The organism is Streptococcus sp. sy004, from assembly GCF_007859205.1.
Classification (GTDB): Bacteria; Bacillota; Bacilli; order Lactobacillales; family Streptococcaceae; genus Streptococcus.
Genome location: NZ_VOHP01000001.1, coordinates 306682 through 323759 on the forward strand (window position 1 = coordinate 306682; position 17078 = coordinate 323759).

A 17078-nucleotide genomic window follows, 5' to 3' on the forward strand; every position below is an offset into this window, starting at 1 on the left:
AAAAGTCTGATTTTATTCAGACTTTTTAATTTTAGATAAGATTTTTTGATAATGAACGGGAAAGTTATATGTGATATAATGGTATTTATTTGAGGGAAATTAGGGAGAAACTAAAAAAGTGAAAGATATAAAACCTTGGCTTAAAGCATTACAATTTGAGACAGTTAAAGAAAATAAATGTTATGAATTGAAAATAGGGGCATATAAAATAGAAATTGACTTCGACAATAAAAAGATTATTTATCCCAAGCTTAAAGAAATTGGTAGGGAAACAACAACAAATTTTTCATCGGAAGAAAATTTTGTTGTTTTGGAGACTATCGTAGGTTTGTTGAAGCAAGGGTATTTACCTCATCACATTTCGATAGAAAAAGGCTATAAGCTAGGGCATAATACTAAATCAGGTAATGCAGATATTACAGTTGAAGATAATGAAGGTAATCCATTCTTAATTATTGAAGTAAAAACGTTTGGACAAGAATTTGAGAAAGAGTGGAAAAATACTTTACGGGACGGAGGGCAATTATTTTCTTATGAAAAGCAAGAAAACAAGGCACAAGTATTGGTTTTATATGCTTCTGAAATAAAGAGCAATCACATTAGCCGTACGTATCGAGCGATAACACTAAAAGATAATCATGACTATTTAGCAACCTTAGATAAGCCAAGAGGCTATAAAGACGCAAAAGGTGGAAATGATAAATTTGATATTTGGGGAGAGACCTACCAGTATGATTATGTAACAAATGGAATTTTAGAAGAAACGGTTGAGCCTTTTAAAATTTTAAAAGAAAAAGCTAAAATAAGTGATTTAAAATTGATTACTCATGATGAAGTGCAGAAGAAGTATAATGAATTTGCTACGATATTAAGAAAATATAATATTGGTGGTCGTGAAAATGCTTTTGATAAACTGGTTAATTTATTTTTAGCGAAAATAGTAGATGAACAGCAAAATCAAGATGATTTACAATTCAGTTGGAAAGGTGTTGCCAATGATACCTATTTTGCATTGGTGGACAGATTGCAACAACTGTATCAAGTTGGTATGGAGAAGTTTTTGAATGAGAAAGTTTCTTACGTGGCTGAAAAAGACGTGGAAGCTGCTTTCCGTCTTAAAAAAGATGCTGCTAAAGATGCTGTTTTGAAGTATTTTAAAGAACTAAAATACTTTTCAAATAATGATTTTACGTTTTTAGATGTTTACAATGAACAACTGTTTTACCAAAATTCAAAAGTCTTAGTTGAAATTGTTCAAATGTTTCAAGAAATGAAATTACGTACAGAAGAACAAAATCAGTTTTTAGGAGATTTATTTGAAGGTTTTTTAGATAATGGGGTAAAACAGTCAGAAGGATAATTTTTTACACCATTACCGATTGTTAAATTTATTGTTTCCAGTTTACCAATAAAGAATATTAATAAGACAACTGATATTCCAAAAGTTATTGATTATGCTTGTGGTGCAGGGCATTTTTTAACAGAATATGCTGAACAATTAAAAACAGTGATTAGTCAAAAAGAATTGAAAGACTATTATGCTCAACTTTATGGTATTGAAAAAGAATATCGCCTGTCAAAAGTGTCTAAGGTATCAGCTTTTATGTACGGTCAAGATGAAATCAATATTATCTATGGGGATGGATTAGTAGAACATTCTCAAATTGCACCAAACAGTTTTTCAGTTTTAATTGCTAATCCACCGTATTCAGTTAAAGGTTTTTTAGAAACCTTACCAGAAAAAGATAAAAACAAGTATGAATTAACTAAATCAGTGACTAATTTTGATACAAATAATAGTATTGAATTATTTTTCCTAGAAAGAGCAGAGCAATTGTTACAATCAGAAGGAGTAGCCGGTATTATTGTACCAAGTTCTATTTTATCTAACGGTAATTTGTATGTGAAAGCAAGAAAAATGATCCTAGAAAATTTTGATATTATTGCGATTACTGAATTTGGTTCTAAAACGTTTGGTTCAACTGGCACGAATACAGTTGTTCTATTTTTACAAAAGAAAAAATACCCCCCAAAAGAATTTGATAACTATAAATATGCTATTGAGCGTTGGTTTAATAATGATGATGTATTGGAAGAGGATACAAATATTGTAAAAGAATATTGTCAACACATTGCTGTTGCTTATGATAAGTATATAGAACTACAAATAGGAGAATTATCTGAACTATTAACTGTTGATTTATTTAAAGATTATATAGATGAGTTTCAGAAAACAGAGGTTGCCAAACGTATTTTAAAGAAAAAGCTAACGGATAAATATCGTAAAGAGCAACAGGCTGCTGAATTTAAGCAGGAACAATTTCAATTTATAAAAGAACGAGAACAAGATAAAGTAACATATTTTGCAGTGGCAACTTCGCAGAGAAGAGATGTTATCATTGTAAAAAGTCCAACTGGAAATAATGAAGCTAAACAATTTTTAGGCTATGAATGGTCAAAACGTAAAGGCAGTGAAGGGATAAAATATTTAGGTGTGACAATTTCTGATGATGAAATGGAAGTATCAAAAAATCAAGCATTGAATGATATTCAAACACCATTATTTAATCCACTAGATTTAGAAGATACAACTAAAATCAATACCGTCGTTAGAAATAATTTTGAAGGAAAATTCCAAGAAATTCCAGCAGAATTGGAAAAATTTGTATCAAGATTATCGCTTGTGGATATGCTTGATTTTACTCAAATCAATTTTGATGCACAGATTAAGACAAGTGTAGAGAAACAACAAGTGTTACATAGTAAATATCCTGTTGAAAAATTAGGAGATATTGTAGATGTAAAAATAGGCGGTACGCCGTCTAGAAAAAATAGAGCTTTTTATCAAGGCGGGGATAATCCATGGGTTTCTATTTCTGAAATGAATGGTAATAATATAGTTAGTACAAAGGAAATGATAACTGATGAAGCAGTAGAAAAATCAAATGTTAAACTTATACCTAAGGGTACAACACTACTGAGCTTTAAATTAAGTATTGGGAAAACAGCCATAGCAGGCGTTGACTTATATACAAATGAAGCTATAGCTGGGTTAATTCCAGTAGATAGTAGATTGCTAGATAAGTATATATTTATCTATTTTAGTTCTAAATTGTTTGATTTGGAAAATGTAGGGAATAAAGCATTTGGAAAAAGTTTGAATAGTAAATTTCTAAAAAATAATGTTCTCATTCCTGTACCACCTATTAAAGTTCAAGAACAACTGATTGCAGAAGTTGAGAAATTAGATGAGCAGTATGAAAATTCACGAATGAAAATCGAAGATTATCGTCGACAAATAGAAGAAATATTTAGAGAATTAGAAATTGTCGGGGGGGGGGGGGACCTATAGCCTAGAAAATATTAGTTTAGAGATTTTTGCAGGTGGAGATGCTCCAAAAGATTTTTCAAAAGAAAAAACACTAATTTATCAATACCCAATCTATTCTAATGGTGTAGGAGTAAACGCACTTTATGGTTTTAGTAAGACTGCAAAAGTAAAACAAAAACCTGCAATAACAGTTTCTGCGAGAGGCACTTTAGGACATGTCATGTATTTAGAAGAGAAGTTTACTCCAATTGTAAGATTGATTACAATTATCCCTAATGAAAATATGGTTAAAGGTAAATATTTAAAATATGTATTAAGCAATACTTCTTTAGAGAACACTGGAGGATTAACACCGCAGTTAACTGTTCCAAATATAAAAAAAATAAAAATCCAGCTTCCATCGATCGACAAACAAGAGCAAATAATTACTAAAATAGAAAACTTAGAAAGTTTGATAAAAATTGAAGAAGACTTTCTCAATACTATTCAACAACAAAAAGAAAGTGTTGTATCTAACTATCTTAATCCATCATAATAAGCATCAGATTTTTGATATTTCTTGTAAACTTTTTGTGACTTTTGTTTTCATTCACTTTATGATAAGATAAACATAATGGAAAGGAGCGACAGATGAGAATTGGTTTATTTACGGACACTTATTTTCCACAGGTGTCGGGTGTTGCGACTAGTATTCAAACCTTGAAACAAGTTTTGGAAGAAGCAGGTCATCAGGTTTATATTTTTACCACAACAGATAAAAATTTAGGTTCGTATAATGACCCAACCATTATCCGTTTACCAAGCGTTCCTTTTATTTCATTTACCGATAGGCGAGTGGCTTATCGTGGGCTCTTGTCATCGTATAAGATTGCTAAAAAGTATCGACTTGATATTATCCATACACAGACTGAGTTTAACGTGGGTGTTTTAGGAAAAATATTGGGCAGAGCCTTAAAAATCCCTGTAGTTCATACCTACCATACCCAGTATGAAGATTATGTTAACTATATTGCTAAAGGGATGATTATCAGACCGAGCATGGTTAAGTATATTATGCGTGGCTATTTGAAGGATCTTGATGGTTTGATTTGTCCTAGTCGTATTGTGCTTAATCTGATGAACAATTATGAGATTAAGGTGCCAAAACGTATTATTCCGACAGGGATTTATCTAGAAAACTATCGTCGTGATGATATTTCTCCACAGATGATTGCTGATTTGAGAGCGGAGCTTAATCTAAAAGCTGATGAAAAGATGTTGCTTAGCCTATCAAGAGTGTCTTATGAAAAAAATATCCAAGCGATTTTATCAAGTCTGCCTGATGTACTTTCTCAAATTCAAACTGTTAAATTAGTCGTTGTGGGCGATGGACCTTATCTTGAAACGCTGAAAGCTCAAGCTAAGGAACTAGGTATTACGGAGCATGTGGTCTTTACTGGTATGATATCCCATGAAAAAACGGCTCTTTATTATAAGGCTGCTGACTTTTTTATCAGTGCGTCAACCAGTGAAACCCAAGGACTGACCTATACAGAAAGTCTGGCCAGTGGGACGCCGATTATTGCTCAAACTAATCCCTACTTAGATGACTTGATTAGTGATTCAATGTTTGGTGTCTTGTATGCCGATCCAGAAGACTTGGCAGGTGCTATTTTAGAGGCTTTATTGGTTAAACCAGAAAAGGACATGACCCAGTGGGATGAAAAACTTTATCAGATTTCAGCACAACATTTTGGTCAGTCGATCTATCAGTTCTATTTGGATGTCTTGATTTCTAAGTCGCAAAAAACAACTCCGATTTCATTGACCATTGAAAGCAGTCGAACAGAGAAGTCAGTAAAATTAGTTCGTTCAGCCATGAGCTTACCTAAGAAAGCGGTGAAGAAAACTGCTAGAACATCTGTTAAGGTTGTCAAAGTTCCAAGACACATGATTCGTTCAATCAAAGATTTTTTAGATTAGTTCTTGCCATTTTTTTGATTGGTGTGCTATAATGTAAGTGGAAACATGTTTCTTGTGTTAGGTTTCTAAGAGAGCGTCCGTTTGCTGAGAGTGACGTAAACCTTAGCGAGTAAATACTCTTCCCTTGATTTTATGAAAACATAAAAGGGTGGTCACCTTATAACCGTTAATGAGGTGTGGACTAAGTTCACACAAATTAAGGTGGAACCACGTTACGACGTCCTTTTTGTAAGGACGTTTTTGTTTTATAAAACTAAAGGAGACGATATGGTATCAGATGATTGGATTAAGCGTTGTCAAGCTATTCGTCAAGCCTATCGGCAATTAGAAATACGTCATCATGGTCAGGAATGGTCGATAGAAGAAGATTTACTGGCATTGGGGAATGATATCGGAAACTTAAATCGTTTGGTTATGACACATCAAGGGCGATATTATGATGAAACGCCTTATCAACTAGAACAAAAACTGGTTGAAAATATTTGGTGGTTGATCACCTTGGCTGATCGATTAGATATTGATGTTCAAACAGAAATGGAAACATTCTTGAACGATAAGGAACAGTTACTACAAATTAAAAAAGATTAAGGAGGTATCTATAAATGGTACAAATTACTTTTCCAGATGGAGCGGTTCGTGAGTTTCAATCTGGTGTAACAACGTTTGAGATTGCTCAATCAATTAGTAATTCTCTCGCTAAAAAAGCTCTTGCAGGTAAATTTAATGGTAAGTTGATTGATACCACTCGTGCCATTACAGAAGATGGTAGCTTGGAAATTGTGACGCCAGATCATGAAGACGCATTTGATCTCTTGCGTCATTCAGCAGCTCACTTGTTTGCTCAAGCGGCACGTCGTCACTTCCCAGATATTCACTTAGGGGTTGGACCAGCTATTCAAGACGGTTTCTACTACGATACGGATAATGCAGCAGGGCAAATTTCTAATGAAGACTTACCGATGATTGAGGAAGAAATGCGTAAAATCGTCAAAGAAAACTTCCCAAGTATCCGTAAGGAAGTGTCTAAAGAAGAAGCGCGTGAAATCTTCAAAAATGACCCTTATAAGCTCGAATTGATTGAAGAACATTCAGAAGATGAGGGTGGCTTGACCATTTACAGCCAAGGAGAATACACAGACCTTTGCCGTGGCCCACATGTGCCAACGACAGGCCATATTCAAGTATTCCAACTGTTAAATGTTGCTGGGGCTTACTGGCGTGGTAAGAGTGAAAATCCAATGATGCAACGTGTTTATGGTACAGCTTGGTTTGATAAGAAAGATTTGAAGAAATATATTCAAATGCGTGAAGAAGCCAAGGAACGTGATCATCGTAAACTCGGTAAAGAATTGGATCTGTTCATGGTCAATCCAGAAGTTGGACAAGGTTTGCCATTCTGGTTGCCAGATGGCGCAACGATTCGTCGTACTGTAGAACGTTACATCACAGATAAAGAAATTGCGTCTGGCTACCAACATGTTTATACGCCACCGTTAGCGAACGTTAATCTTTATAAAACTTCTGGTCACTGGGATCATTACCGTGACGATATGTTTCCACCAATGGATATGGGTGAAGGGGAACATCTCGTTTTGCGTCCAATGAACTGCCCACACCATATTCAAGTTTATAAAAACCATGTTCATTCTTACCGTGAGTTGCCGATTCGTATTGCAGAACTTGGGATGATGCACCGTTATGAAAAATCAGGTTCGCTATCTGGTTTGCAACGTGTGCGTGAAATGACCCTTAATGACGGTCACATCTTTGTCACACCAGAGCAAATTCGTGAGGAATTTAAGCGTACTTTGCAACTAATCATTGATGTTTATGCAGACTTCAATTTGACTGATTATTCATTCCGTTTATCTTATCGTGATCCGGAAGATAAGGAAAAATATTTTGACAATGATGAGATGTGGGAAAATGCTCAAGCTATGCTGAAAGCTGCGATGGATGACATGGCATTAGACTACTATGAAGCAGAAGGTGAAGCGGCTTTCTATGGACCAAAATTAGATATTCAGGTTAAAACGGCTCTTGGTAATGATGAAACCCTATCAACAATTCAGCTAGATTTCTTGTTACCTGAGAAATTTGAACTATCTTATGTTGGAGCTGATGGTGAAGAACATCGTCCAGTTATGATTCACCGTGGTGTTGTATCGACCATGGAACGTTTTACAGCTTACTTGATTGAAACTTATAAAGGCGCTTTCCCAACTTGGTTGGCACCAACGCAAGTGACTGTGATTCCAATTTCTAATGAAGCTCATGCTGACTATGCTTGGCAAGTGGCTAAGACACTGCAAGATCGTGGTATTCGTGCGGTTGTTGATGAGCGTAATGAAAAAATGCAGTATAAGATTCGTCAAAGTCAAACCAAGAAGATTCCTTACCAGTTGATTGTTGGCGATAAGGAAATGGCGGATCAAGCAGTTAATGTTCGTCGCTATGGTAGCAAGGAAACCCATACAGAAGAGTTGGTTGCTTTTGTTGATAATATTTTGGCAGATATTGCTAACTATTCTCGTGTGGTTGACTAGACTTGAAGGAGCTGATTTATCAGCTCCTTTTTCTATGGTATAATAGATAAGATAGAAAGGAGAAGTTTATGTGGCGTTTACTATCAGAAACTGGACTTAACGAGTTTAATCAAAATTATCTGAAAAAGCGTTATGCCTTGGCTCAACAGTTATTGGAACTCTTGGATATGGGCTGGTCTGAAAGTAGCCTAAAAGCTCTTCTTTCATCTAAAAATGAGTTGTTGGATTTAAGGGTGGGAGCAGTTGATTTTATGACGATGTGGCAGATAGAAAAAGAAAATCTGTCAGCCAAGGAATTGTTGGGTTTATTGGTTCGACATCTTCGTTTTCCAGCAGAATTGTCAGGAACTATCTTAGAAAATCAGACGTTAGTGAATCGTTTTTCGATAAATCTAGCCCCCCATAATGCGTTCTGGTGGGACTTGGCTAATTTGGTCAATCAAGCCTTTCCAAATCAAGAGCTAGTTCAAAAAGGTTTGTTGGCTAGGCAAATTCATCAGCTTCGCTATGTTATTTCCAGTCAACAGGCCCAGTATATTCGTCACCATTTTGGTCAATCTCAAAGAACAGATGCCGAGGCTCTGGCGAGCTATCTCAAGACGACTTTTCCTTGGTGGCGACGCTTTAGTTATCGCTTGTCTTATTCAGCTCGTTTACATAATAAAATTAAGTTGAGTGATGGTAAAAAGCAGTACCCATCTGGCTATCCCTCAGTCAATATTAAGGTACTAATTAACTTTCATACGGAGTTTATCCTTGATAGTCAAGGGAATTTTCTCAATGAAGTGGATACGCAAGCAATCACTGAAAATGGTGTGGTTAATGGGGCTAGTTTTAATTATGGCAGGCCAAATAAACGGCATTGGGAACTCGATGTTAACCCTGTCAGTCCACATGACCCAAACTTTCGTAGGCAAATGAAGAAAGGTTTCAAAGCCCCTAATCGTAGTCGTAGGCGACAAGCAAATTACAGCCATAGTTACTTTAATCCCCAGGGATTTTATGCAGAAAATGGATGTTCTAATTATCAATTAGTGAAACAGGCGACTCGCCATTTTGCCAAGCTCTTACGTAGAAGTAATTGACTACTTAGTTAAATAATAGGTTTCTTGCGGTATTTTTGATATAATGTAAAAAAATAAAATCCAGTAGAAATGAGGATTTAGATGAAAAAGATTCTAATCGTTGATGATGAAAAACCGATTTCGGATATTATTAAGTTTAATCTAACCAAGGAAGGTTATGACACACTAACGGCCTTTGATGGTCGAGAAGCCTTGGAGATTTTTGCAGCTGAAGAACCTGACTTGATTGTGTTGGATTTGATGTTGCCAGAATTGGATGGCTTGGAAGTTGCTAAAGAAGTCAGAAAAACAAGCCATGTGCCGATTATCATGCTATCAGCTAAAGATAGTGAATTTGATAAGGTAATTGGACTGGAAATTGGTGCAGATGATTATGTCACCAAACCTTTCTCTAATCGTGAGTTACTTGCTCGTATCAAGGCTCATTTGCGTCGTACTGAAAATATTGAAACAGCTCTTAGTGAAGAACAAGGTGAACTTGGCGTTGACAAGATTACCATAGGTGAGTTAGAGATTATTCCTAATGCCTTTCTTGCACAAAAGCGTGGAGAAGACTTAGAATTGACGCATCGTGAGTTTGAGTTGTTGCATCACTTAGCCAACCATATTGGTCAAGTGATGACGCGTGAGCATCTTTTAGAAACTGTTTGGGGCTATGATTATTTTGGAGATGTCAGAACCGTTGATGTGACCATTCGTCGTTTGAGAGAAAAATTGGAGGATACGCCTAGCCGTCCTGACTATATTATGACGAGACGGGGTGTGGGCTATTATATGAGAATTCATGAATGATACAAATCTTGTTATTAATAATTTAACGCAGTTTGAACTAGCCTTACTATTTTTACTGAGTTTTGTAGCCTTCTATTTTATTTGGTTGGCTATTCGAGATTACCGTCACGCTCAAAATGTTAAGAGTCTAAATATTAAAGTCAAGCAAATGATTTCTGGAGATTACAGTGATACTTTGCCTAAAATTAAGGGTGATCATGAAATGGTAGATCTCGCCAATCATCTCAATGATTTGTCTAATGTTTTGAGTTATACCCACGACAGTCTGGCTCAAGAACGTAATCGCCTAGCCAGTGTTTTGGCTTATATGACCGATGGGGTGCTAGCTACCAACCGTACTGGTCGTATTATCATGATCAATGCCACAGCCGAAAAATACCTTAATATTTCTCGTGAAAAAGCTTTTGATTTGTCGATTTTAGATATTTTAGGTCGTGATAATCCTTATAGTTATCAAGATCTGATCACAAAAACACCAGAAGTGGTTTTAAATAGTCGAGATGAAAATGGCGAATTTATTACTTTACGGATTCGTTTTGCCCTCAACCGTAAGGAAAATGGCTTTGTGTCAGGCTTAATTGCGGTACTACATGATACCACCAATTTGGAAAAAGAAGAACGGGAACGTCGGATGTTTGTTTCTAATGTTAGTCATGAGTTACGAACCCCTTTAACCTCTGTTAAATCTTACTTAGAAGCCTTAGATGATGGTGCCTTAAATGAACCCGTTGCCCCAGAATTTATCAAGGTTTCCTTAGATGAAACCAATCGGATGATGCGAATGATTTCAGATTTGCTAAACTTGTCACGAATTGATAATAAGGCCAATCAATTAAATGTGGAAATGACTAATTTCACTGCCTTTGTTACAGCTATTCTTAACCGTTTTGAGCAGATAAAAAATCAAAATAATAGTGATGGCAAACGATTTGAAATCATCAGAGATTATCCCTTAAATCCTGCTTGGTTGGAAATTGATACTGATAAGATGACACAGGTTTTGGATAATTTGCTAAATAATGCCATTAAGTATTCACCAGATGGTGGTCAGATTATTGTCACCATGGCAACCAGTGAAAATCGTCTGATGCTATCAATTACCGATCAAGGCCTGGGCATTCCCAAGAAAGATTTGCCATTGATTTTTGATCGCTTTTATCGTGTTGATAAGGCACGCAGTCGTGCTCAAGGTGGGACAGGGCTTGGTTTATCAATTGCTAAAGAAATTATCAAACAACATAAGGGCTTTATTTGGGCTAAAAGTCAAGAAGGAAAGGGCTCTACGTTTAATATTATTCTACCTTATGAAAAAGCACAGACAAGTTTTGAGGAATGGGAGGATGTAGAATTAGACTAATGGAAGAAAAAGGATTTCGTTACAGTATCTTAGCTTCTGGCTCCAGTGGCAATTCTTTTTATTTGGAAAGTCCTCAAAAAAAAATCCTTGTAGATGCGGGTTTGTCAGGTAAGAAAATCACTCAGTTATTGGCAGAAATCGATCGCAAGCCAGAAGATTTAGATGCTATTTTTATTACACATGAGCATAGTGATCACATTCATGGTGTCGGGGTATTGGCTCGTAAATATCATTTAGATATTTATGCCAATCAAAAAACTTGGCAAATTATGGATGAAAATAATATGCTAGGTAAACTTGATGTGGCTCAAAAACACGTCTTTGAACAAGGACAGGTGATTACCTTTGGTGATTTGGACATTGAAAGTTTTGGCGTCAGCCATGATGCAGTAGCCCCACAATTTTATCGCTTTATGAGGGACAATAAATCCTTTGTCATGTTAACCGATACAGGTTATGTTAGTGATCGGATGGCAGATTTACTAACCAATGCAGATGCTTATCTGATTGAGTCTAATCATGATGTTGAAATTTTGCGTGCAGGTTCTTATCCTTGGCGAACCAAACAAAGAATCTTGTCAGACAAGGGTCATTTGTCAAATGAAGATGGGGCAGATAGTATTTTGCGTACCATGGGGCAACAGACTAAAAAGATTTATTTGGGACATTTGAGTAAGGAAAATAATATTAAAGAATTGGCTCACATGACGATGAAAACAGCTTTGATGCAGGCTGACGTTGCAGTTGGTCAGGATGTTAAAATCTATGACACGTCACCTGATTCAGCCAGTCCATTGACTAGAATTTAATAAAAGACTAATAAAACTAGGACTTATCCTAGTTTTTTCTGACGAATAAATCAATTAGAAGAAGTAATTTTATATGATTTTTGCTATAATGGAAATAATAGGGTATTTAGAAAGGATAAGCTATGAAAGCACTTGAACAAAAAATTGCAGATGATTTTGGTATTGTTTTTTCGGATTTAACCTTGCTAGAAACAGCCTTTACTCATACTAGCTACGCCAATGAGCACCGCCTCCTAAAGATTTCACATAATGAACGTTTGGAATTTTTAGGAGACGCTGTTTTACAGTTAATGATTTCCCAGTACCTTTTCAGTAAATATCCCAAAAAACCTGAAGGGGACTTGTCCAAATTGCGTTCAATGATTGTTCGTGAAGAGAGTTTGGCAGGCTTTTCTCGTCAGCTAGGTTTTGCGGATTACATTAAACTCGGAAAAGGAGAAGAACGTTCTGGCGGACGCGATCGTGCGACGATTTTAGGGGACTTATTCGAAGCCTTTTTAGGAGCTGTGTTATTGGATAAGGGAGTGGATGCCGTTGCCCGCTTTATCAATCAAGTGATGATTCCAGAAATTGAACGTGGTAATTTTGAACAGGTTAAGGATTATAAAACCAGTTTACAAGAGTTCCTACAAGCCAAAGGAGAAGTATCCATTGATTATCAAGTGGTTTCAGAAATAGGACCAGCCCATGCCAAGACCTTTGAGGTGACAGTTTGGGTTAATGAAGAACAGATTAGTAGTGGTTCTGGGAAATCTAAAAAATTAGCTGAGCAAGCAGCCGCAAAACAGGCTCTTGCTATCTTGGGACGAGGGTGAGCATGTTTTTAAAAGCAATTGAAATGCAAGGCTTTAAGTCTTTTGCTGACAAGACCAAGATTGAATTTGACCAAGGTGTTACTGCTATTGTCGGACCAAATGGTTCGGGTAAAAGTAACATTACAGAGAGTTTGCGATGGGCCTTAGGTGAATCGAGTGCTAAAAGTTTGCGTGGTGGCAAGATGCTCGATGTGATTTTTGCAGGAACAGAGAATCGTCATGCCTTAAATTATGCTCAAGTTGCTGTGATTTTAGATAACCAAGATGGTTTTATTGCTGATGCTGGTCAAGAAATCCGCATTGAGCGTCAGCTTTATCGCAATGGTGATAGTGACTATCTCATTGATGGTAAAAAGGTTCGTCTGCGTGATATTCATGATCTGTTTATGGATACGGGTCTTGGACGTGACTCGTTTTCTATTATTTCACAAGGACGAGTAGAAGCTATATTTAATAGCAAGCCAGAAGAACGTCGTGCTATTTTTGAAGAAGCTGCAGGTGTTTTGAAATATAAAACACGGAAAAAAGAAACCGAGCAAAAACTTAACCAAACTCAAGATAATTTGGATCGTTTGGATGATATTATTTATGAATTAGACTTGCAAGTCAAACCATTGGGTAAGCAAGCTGAGGTGGCCAAAGCATTCTTAGATCTGGATGAAAAGCGTAAACAAGTTCAATTAGATTTATTGGTTGCTGATGTTTCTACTTACAAGCAGGATTTAACTCATACCCAAAATGAGTTAGAAAAGGTTCAAAATCAGTTAGCCGTTTATTATCAAGAAAGAGAAGAACTAGAGGCTGATTATTCGACAAAGAAAGACAAGCGTCAATCCCTTTCAAGAAAGCAAGACCAGCTTCAAGATAATTTGGTAGAATTGACACGTCTGACTTCACATTTAGAAGGTCAACTTGATTTGGCTCAATTAGAACAGAGTCAACAAACCATACAAAAAGAACAACTTCAAGAACAAACAGACAAATTAACGAAACAACAAGGTCAGCTACAAGAACAGATTGATGACAAACAAGCCTTGATTACCAAATTAAAACAAAACTTAACAATTAAGCAAGCTGAATTGCATAAGCTAGTTAACCAACAGGAACAATATGCAATAAGTCCAGATCAATTGATAGAAAATCTGCGGGAAGAGTTTGTTGGTTTACTAGAGAAAGAAGCAGACCTGTCTAATGATTTAACAGCATTGCAAGCTGAAAGGGCTAGTCAAACTCAAATTTCTCAACAAAAATCAGCTGAATTAGATAAATTAAGTCAAGAATTAAAGGAAGTAGAAATTGCGAAAACTAATGCTCAAACTAAGTTAACGAAACAAGAGCATCATTTAACAGAGCTTCGTAATCGCTATCAAGTCTTAACTCAAGAGTTGAATCAAAAAAAAGCATGTTATGAAAAAGAGCAGACTAGCTTTTTTGCTCTCTTAGACCAACTTAAAGCTAAAGAAGCACGTCAATCAAGTTTGGTGAGTATCTTAAAAAATCATAGTAATTTTTATGCAGGAGTTAAGTATGTCTTGCAGCAGGCAGATCGTTTAGGTGGAATTATTGGAGCAGTTAGTGAGCATGTTAGTTTTGAGTTAACTTATCAAACTGCCATAGAAGTTGCCTTGGGGGCTAGTAGCCAGCATATTATTGTGGCTGATGAACAAGCTGCAAAACGCTCTATTGAAGCCTTGAAAACAAGTCGTCAAGGACGAGCTACCTTTTTGCCTTTAACAACGATTAAGGGGAGAAAACCTGCTCCACAACATGAACAAACCTTACGTCAAAGCCCAGGATTTTTAGGTTTTGCTAATGATTTAGTGACCTATGAGTCCAATCTAGCCAATATTTTTGCAAATCTTTTAGGGGCAACTGCTATTTTTGAAACGATTGATCAAGCCAATCAAGCAGCCAGACTTACCCATTATCAAGTGCGTCTAGTAACATTGGATGGCACAGAATTAAGAACTGGCGGTTCTTTTGCTGGGGGGGCGCAGCGTCAAAATAATATGACCTTTATCAAACCAGAATTAGAACAATTAGACCAAAAAATCAAGCAGCAAAAAGAAGAACTTGTTCTTAAAGAAGAACAATTGAAACAAGCTAAGGAGAACTTGTCAACCTTAACTGAAGAACTTCAACTGATTAAAGAAGAGGGAGAACAAGCACGTTTGGGGCATCAAAAAGCTCAATTGGAGTTAGAGCAGTTGATTAAACGTCATCAAGAACTGACTCAAATTGTGGGTGATGTCGATGCCATTACGAATCAAGATTATTTAGTATCTTTAGGAGAAAGAGAATCGTTATTAAAAACTGATTTATCAGAGCTAGCTGAGAGCAAACAAGCCCTTTCTCGACAATTAGAACAGATTAAAGAAAATCGAAATCATGTGCAAAAACAATTAGATGATCTGACTGACCAAGTCGCAGCAGCAAGACTAGCTGAACGTGATTTGCTCAATACCTTGAGGTTTGAACAAGAGGATTATAAACGATTGTTAGCTGATTTAGAGAAAGTGACCACTGAGTTATTGAAACTTCAAGGACAACTTAGTGGTAAAACACAAAAACTCAATCCAGAGAAACTAGAGCAGTTAAGAACAGATTTAGATCAAGCTTGTCATCGAAAAGAAGAAACAGAACAAGCAATTATTCGCTTAAAGTTAAATTTAGAAGATTGTGAAGCTAGTTTAGAAGAAGTGGCCGTACAATTAACCAAGATCAATCAACAACATGAAGGGCTAATTCGCCAACAGACACAATTGGAATTAACCATTGAACATTACTCTGATAAGTTACGTCAACTAGCCAAGAGTTTGGCAGAAGATTATCAAATCAGTTTTGAAGAAGCTCAAAAAATTAGTCAGCCCCTCGATAATGTGGTTGAGGCAAGGCAGATATTGGCTGATTTGATACGACAAATCAAACAGTTAGGCTCAATCAATCTAGAAGCCATTCAACAATTTGAAGAGATTTCTCAACGACTGGCTTTTCTTTCAGAACAAAAAGCTGATTTAATGGAAGCTAAAACCCTATTAACTGATACGATTAAGGAAATGAATGACGAAGTGAAAGAGCGATTCAGAGAGAGATTTGAGGCTATTCGTCATAGTTTTCACCAAACCTTTAAGCAGATGTTTGGTGGTGGTCGTAGTGATTTATTACTAACGGAAGATGATTTGCTGACGGCTGGTATTGAGATTTCGGTACAACCTCCTGGAAAAAAAATCCAATCACTGAACCTGATGAGTGGTGGTGAGAAAGCACTCACCGCCCTAGCTCTGCTTTTTGCCATTATTCGTGTGAAAACCATTCCTTTTGTTATCTTAGATGAAGTGGAAGCAGCCTTGGATGAGGCTAACGTTAAACGTTTTGGTGACTACCTTAACCGTTTTGATAAATCAAGTCAGTTTATTGTTGTCACTCATCGTAAAGGCACCATGGCTGCAGCAGATAGTATTTATGGAGTTACCATGCAGGAATCGGGTGTTTCCAAGTTAGTTTCTGTCAAACTAACTGAAGCAGAAACGATGATGAGCAAGTAGAAAGGAAGAGAAGATGACAGACATTAAATTATTAGCTTTGGATTTAGATGGCACTCTTTTGACCAGTAAAAAAGAAGTCACTCAAGCTAATCACGAAGCCCTAAAGGCAGCAAGAAAGTTGGGTGTCAAGGTTGTTATCACGACAGGGCGTCCCTTAAAGGCCATCGAACATCTCTTGACTGAACTTGATTTATTGGGGGAAAATGAGTATAGCATTACCTTTAATGGTGGTTTGGTTCAAAGCAATACAGGGAAAATTTTAGCAAAGAGTGGCTTAACAAGAAATGATTTACCCGTTATCTATCAAGCCTTGATGGACTTAGATTTACCAATGGATATTTTAAGTGGTGGCACTGTCTATAGTTTATCTAGTGCCACACGTCAGACACTTTATCCTACGGCAAATCCAATGTTGGAATTTATTTCAATTGAAAGCCTTGCTGAATTGCCTCAAGATGTTGTCATCAATAAAGTGGTATCTGTTTGTGAGCAAAGTGTCTTGGATCAGCAGATTAAGCACTTGCCAGCAGATTTGTCAGAACGATTTGAACTCTTTAAGTCACGCGATATTGTTTTTGAAATCATGCCAAAAGGCATCCATAAAGCAGTTGGTTTGGAACATTTAACCAAACATTTAGGTTTAAGTTCCGATCAAGTGATGGCTATGGGGGATGAAGAAAATGATTTGACCATGCTAACCTGGGCAGGCCTAGGAATTGCCATGTCCAATGCCAGTCAAGTAGTTAAGGTTAAAGCCAATCATGTCACAACCAAGACTAATGAAGAATCAGGGGTAGCTGAAGCTGTTGAAACCTATATTTTGAAAGGAAAATAAT

General features: G+C 36.5%; 13 protein-coding genes and 1 pseudogene. All 14 read left to right on the forward strand.

The features are described 5' to 3' along the window. Nucleotides 1-118 precede the first annotated feature (118 nt). The 14 genes and pseudogenes from FRX54_RS01630 to FRX54_RS01690 all read left to right on the forward strand — a co-directional run bounded on the left by FRX54_RS01630 (nucleotide 119) and on the right by FRX54_RS01690 (nucleotide 17077). The gene (locus tag FRX54_RS01630) at nucleotides 119-1360 is read left to right on the forward strand and encodes a type I restriction enzyme HsdR N-terminal domain-containing protein (protein ID WP_146460304.1); all 1242 of its coding nucleotides are present in this window, start codon (nucleotides 119-121) and stop codon (nucleotides 1358-1360) included. Between the two features lie 12 nt (nucleotides 1361-1372). Further along, nucleotides 1373-2017, forward strand: a pseudogene (locus tag FRX54_RS06395) (class I SAM-dependent DNA methyltransferase); the annotation flags it as partial. Nucleotides 2018-2689: 672 nt separating this feature from the next. After that, entirely contained in the window at nucleotides 2690-3352 is a 663-nt protein-coding gene (locus FRX54_RS06400) for a restriction endonuclease subunit S (RefSeq protein WP_261379616.1), read from the forward strand. Continuing rightward, nucleotides 3327-3866 carry a restriction endonuclease subunit S gene (locus tag FRX54_RS01640; RefSeq protein ID WP_146460308.1) on the forward strand — a complete coding sequence of 180 codons (540 nt, stop codon included), beginning with the start codon at nucleotides 3327-3329 and terminating at the stop codon, nucleotides 3864-3866. Before FRX54_RS06400 ends, FRX54_RS01640 begins: the two co-directional genes overlap by 26 nt. A 95-nt stretch (nucleotides 3867-3961) precedes the next feature. Beyond that, nucleotides 3962-5293 carry a glycosyltransferase family 4 protein gene (locus FRX54_RS01645; RefSeq protein WP_146460310.1) on the forward strand — a complete coding sequence of 444 codons (1332 nt, stop codon included), beginning with the start codon at nucleotides 3962-3964 and terminating at the stop codon, nucleotides 5291-5293. 267 nt (nucleotides 5294-5560) lie between these two features. Further along, nucleotides 5561-5881 carry a MazG-like protein gene (locus FRX54_RS01650; RefSeq protein WP_146460312.1) on the forward strand — a complete coding sequence of 107 codons (321 nt, stop codon included), beginning with the start codon at nucleotides 5561-5563 and terminating at the stop codon, nucleotides 5879-5881. Nucleotides 5882-5895: 14 nt separating this feature from the next. Continuing rightward, the gene (gene thrS, locus FRX54_RS01655; RefSeq protein ID WP_146460313.1) at nucleotides 5896-7839 is read left to right on the forward strand and encodes a threonine--tRNA ligase; all 1944 of its coding nucleotides are present in this window, start codon (nucleotides 5896-5898) and stop codon (nucleotides 7837-7839) included. A gap of 68 nt (nucleotides 7840-7907) precedes the next feature. Continuing rightward, nucleotides 7908-8924 (forward strand): DUF3114 domain-containing protein, encoded by a 1017-nt coding sequence (locus tag FRX54_RS01660; RefSeq protein WP_261379607.1) that lies wholly within the window; start codon nucleotides 7908-7910, stop codon nucleotides 8922-8924. Nucleotides 8925-9005: 81 nt separating this feature from the next. Next, nucleotides 9006-9716 carry a response regulator YycF gene (gene yycF / locus FRX54_RS01665; protein ID WP_146460315.1) on the forward strand — a complete coding sequence of 237 codons (711 nt, stop codon included), beginning with the start codon at nucleotides 9006-9008 and terminating at the stop codon, nucleotides 9714-9716. Then, complete coding sequence (vicK, locus tag FRX54_RS01670; RefSeq protein WP_146460317.1) at nucleotides 9709-11073, forward strand: cell wall metabolism sensor histidine kinase VicK; 1365 nt, start codon at nucleotides 9709-9711, stop codon at nucleotides 11071-11073. Before yycF ends, vicK begins: the two co-directional genes overlap by 8 nt. Then, a complete protein-coding gene (locus FRX54_RS01675; RefSeq protein ID WP_146460319.1) occupies nucleotides 11073-11882 on the forward strand; it encodes an MBL fold metallo-hydrolase in 810 nt (269 codons plus the stop codon). Before vicK ends, FRX54_RS01675 begins: the two co-directional genes overlap by 1 nt. 122 nt (nucleotides 11883-12004) lie before the next feature. Then, complete coding sequence (rnc, locus tag FRX54_RS01680) at nucleotides 12005-12697, forward strand: ribonuclease III (RefSeq protein WP_146460321.1); 693 nt, start codon at nucleotides 12005-12007, stop codon at nucleotides 12695-12697. Nucleotides 12698-12699: 2 nt separating this feature from the next. After that, nucleotides 12700-16242 (forward strand): chromosome segregation protein SMC, encoded by a 3543-nt coding sequence (gene smc / locus FRX54_RS01685; protein WP_146460323.1) that lies wholly within the window; start codon nucleotides 12700-12702, stop codon nucleotides 16240-16242. A 13-nt stretch (nucleotides 16243-16255) separates the two neighbouring features. Further along, a complete protein-coding gene (locus FRX54_RS01690; protein ID WP_146460324.1) occupies nucleotides 16256-17077 on the forward strand; it encodes a Cof-type HAD-IIB family hydrolase in 822 nt (273 codons plus the stop codon). The last annotated feature ends 1 nt before the right edge of the window (nucleotide 17078 follow it).

Excerpts from the sequence above, each read along its gene's own strand:
- FRX54_RS06400 (WP_261379616.1), top strand. The coding sequence starts at position 2,690 with ATGCTTGATTTTACTCAAATCAATTTTGATGCACAGATTAAGACAAGT.
- FRX54_RS01645 (WP_146460310.1), top strand. The coding sequence starts at position 3,962 with ATGAGAATTGGTTTATTTACGGACACTTATTTTCCACAGGTGTCGGGT.
- FRX54_RS01650 (WP_146460312.1), top strand. The coding sequence starts at position 5,561 with ATGGTATCAGATGATTGGATTAAGCGTTGTCAAGCTATTCGTCAAGCC.
- thrS (WP_146460313.1), top strand. The coding sequence starts at position 5,896 with ATGGTACAAATTACTTTTCCAGATGGAGCGGTTCGTGAGTTTCAATCT.
- FRX54_RS01660 (WP_261379607.1), top strand. The coding sequence starts at position 7,908 with ATGTGGCGTTTACTATCAGAAACTGGACTTAACGAGTTTAATCAAAAT.
- yycF (WP_146460315.1), top strand. The coding sequence starts at position 9,006 with ATGAAAAAGATTCTAATCGTTGATGATGAAAAACCGATTTCGGATATT.
- vicK (WP_146460317.1), top strand. The coding sequence starts at position 9,709 with ATGAATGATACAAATCTTGTTATTAATAATTTAACGCAGTTTGAACTA.
- FRX54_RS01675 (WP_146460319.1), top strand. The coding sequence starts at position 11,073 with ATGGAAGAAAAAGGATTTCGTTACAGTATCTTAGCTTCTGGCTCCAGT.
- rnc (WP_146460321.1), top strand. The coding sequence starts at position 12,005 with ATGAAAGCACTTGAACAAAAAATTGCAGATGATTTTGGTATTGTTTTT.
- smc (WP_146460323.1), top strand. The coding sequence starts at position 12,700 with ATGTTTTTAAAAGCAATTGAAATGCAAGGCTTTAAGTCTTTTGCTGAC.
- FRX54_RS01690 (WP_146460324.1), top strand. The coding sequence starts at position 16,256 with ATGACAGACATTAAATTATTAGCTTTGGATTTAGATGGCACTCTTTTG.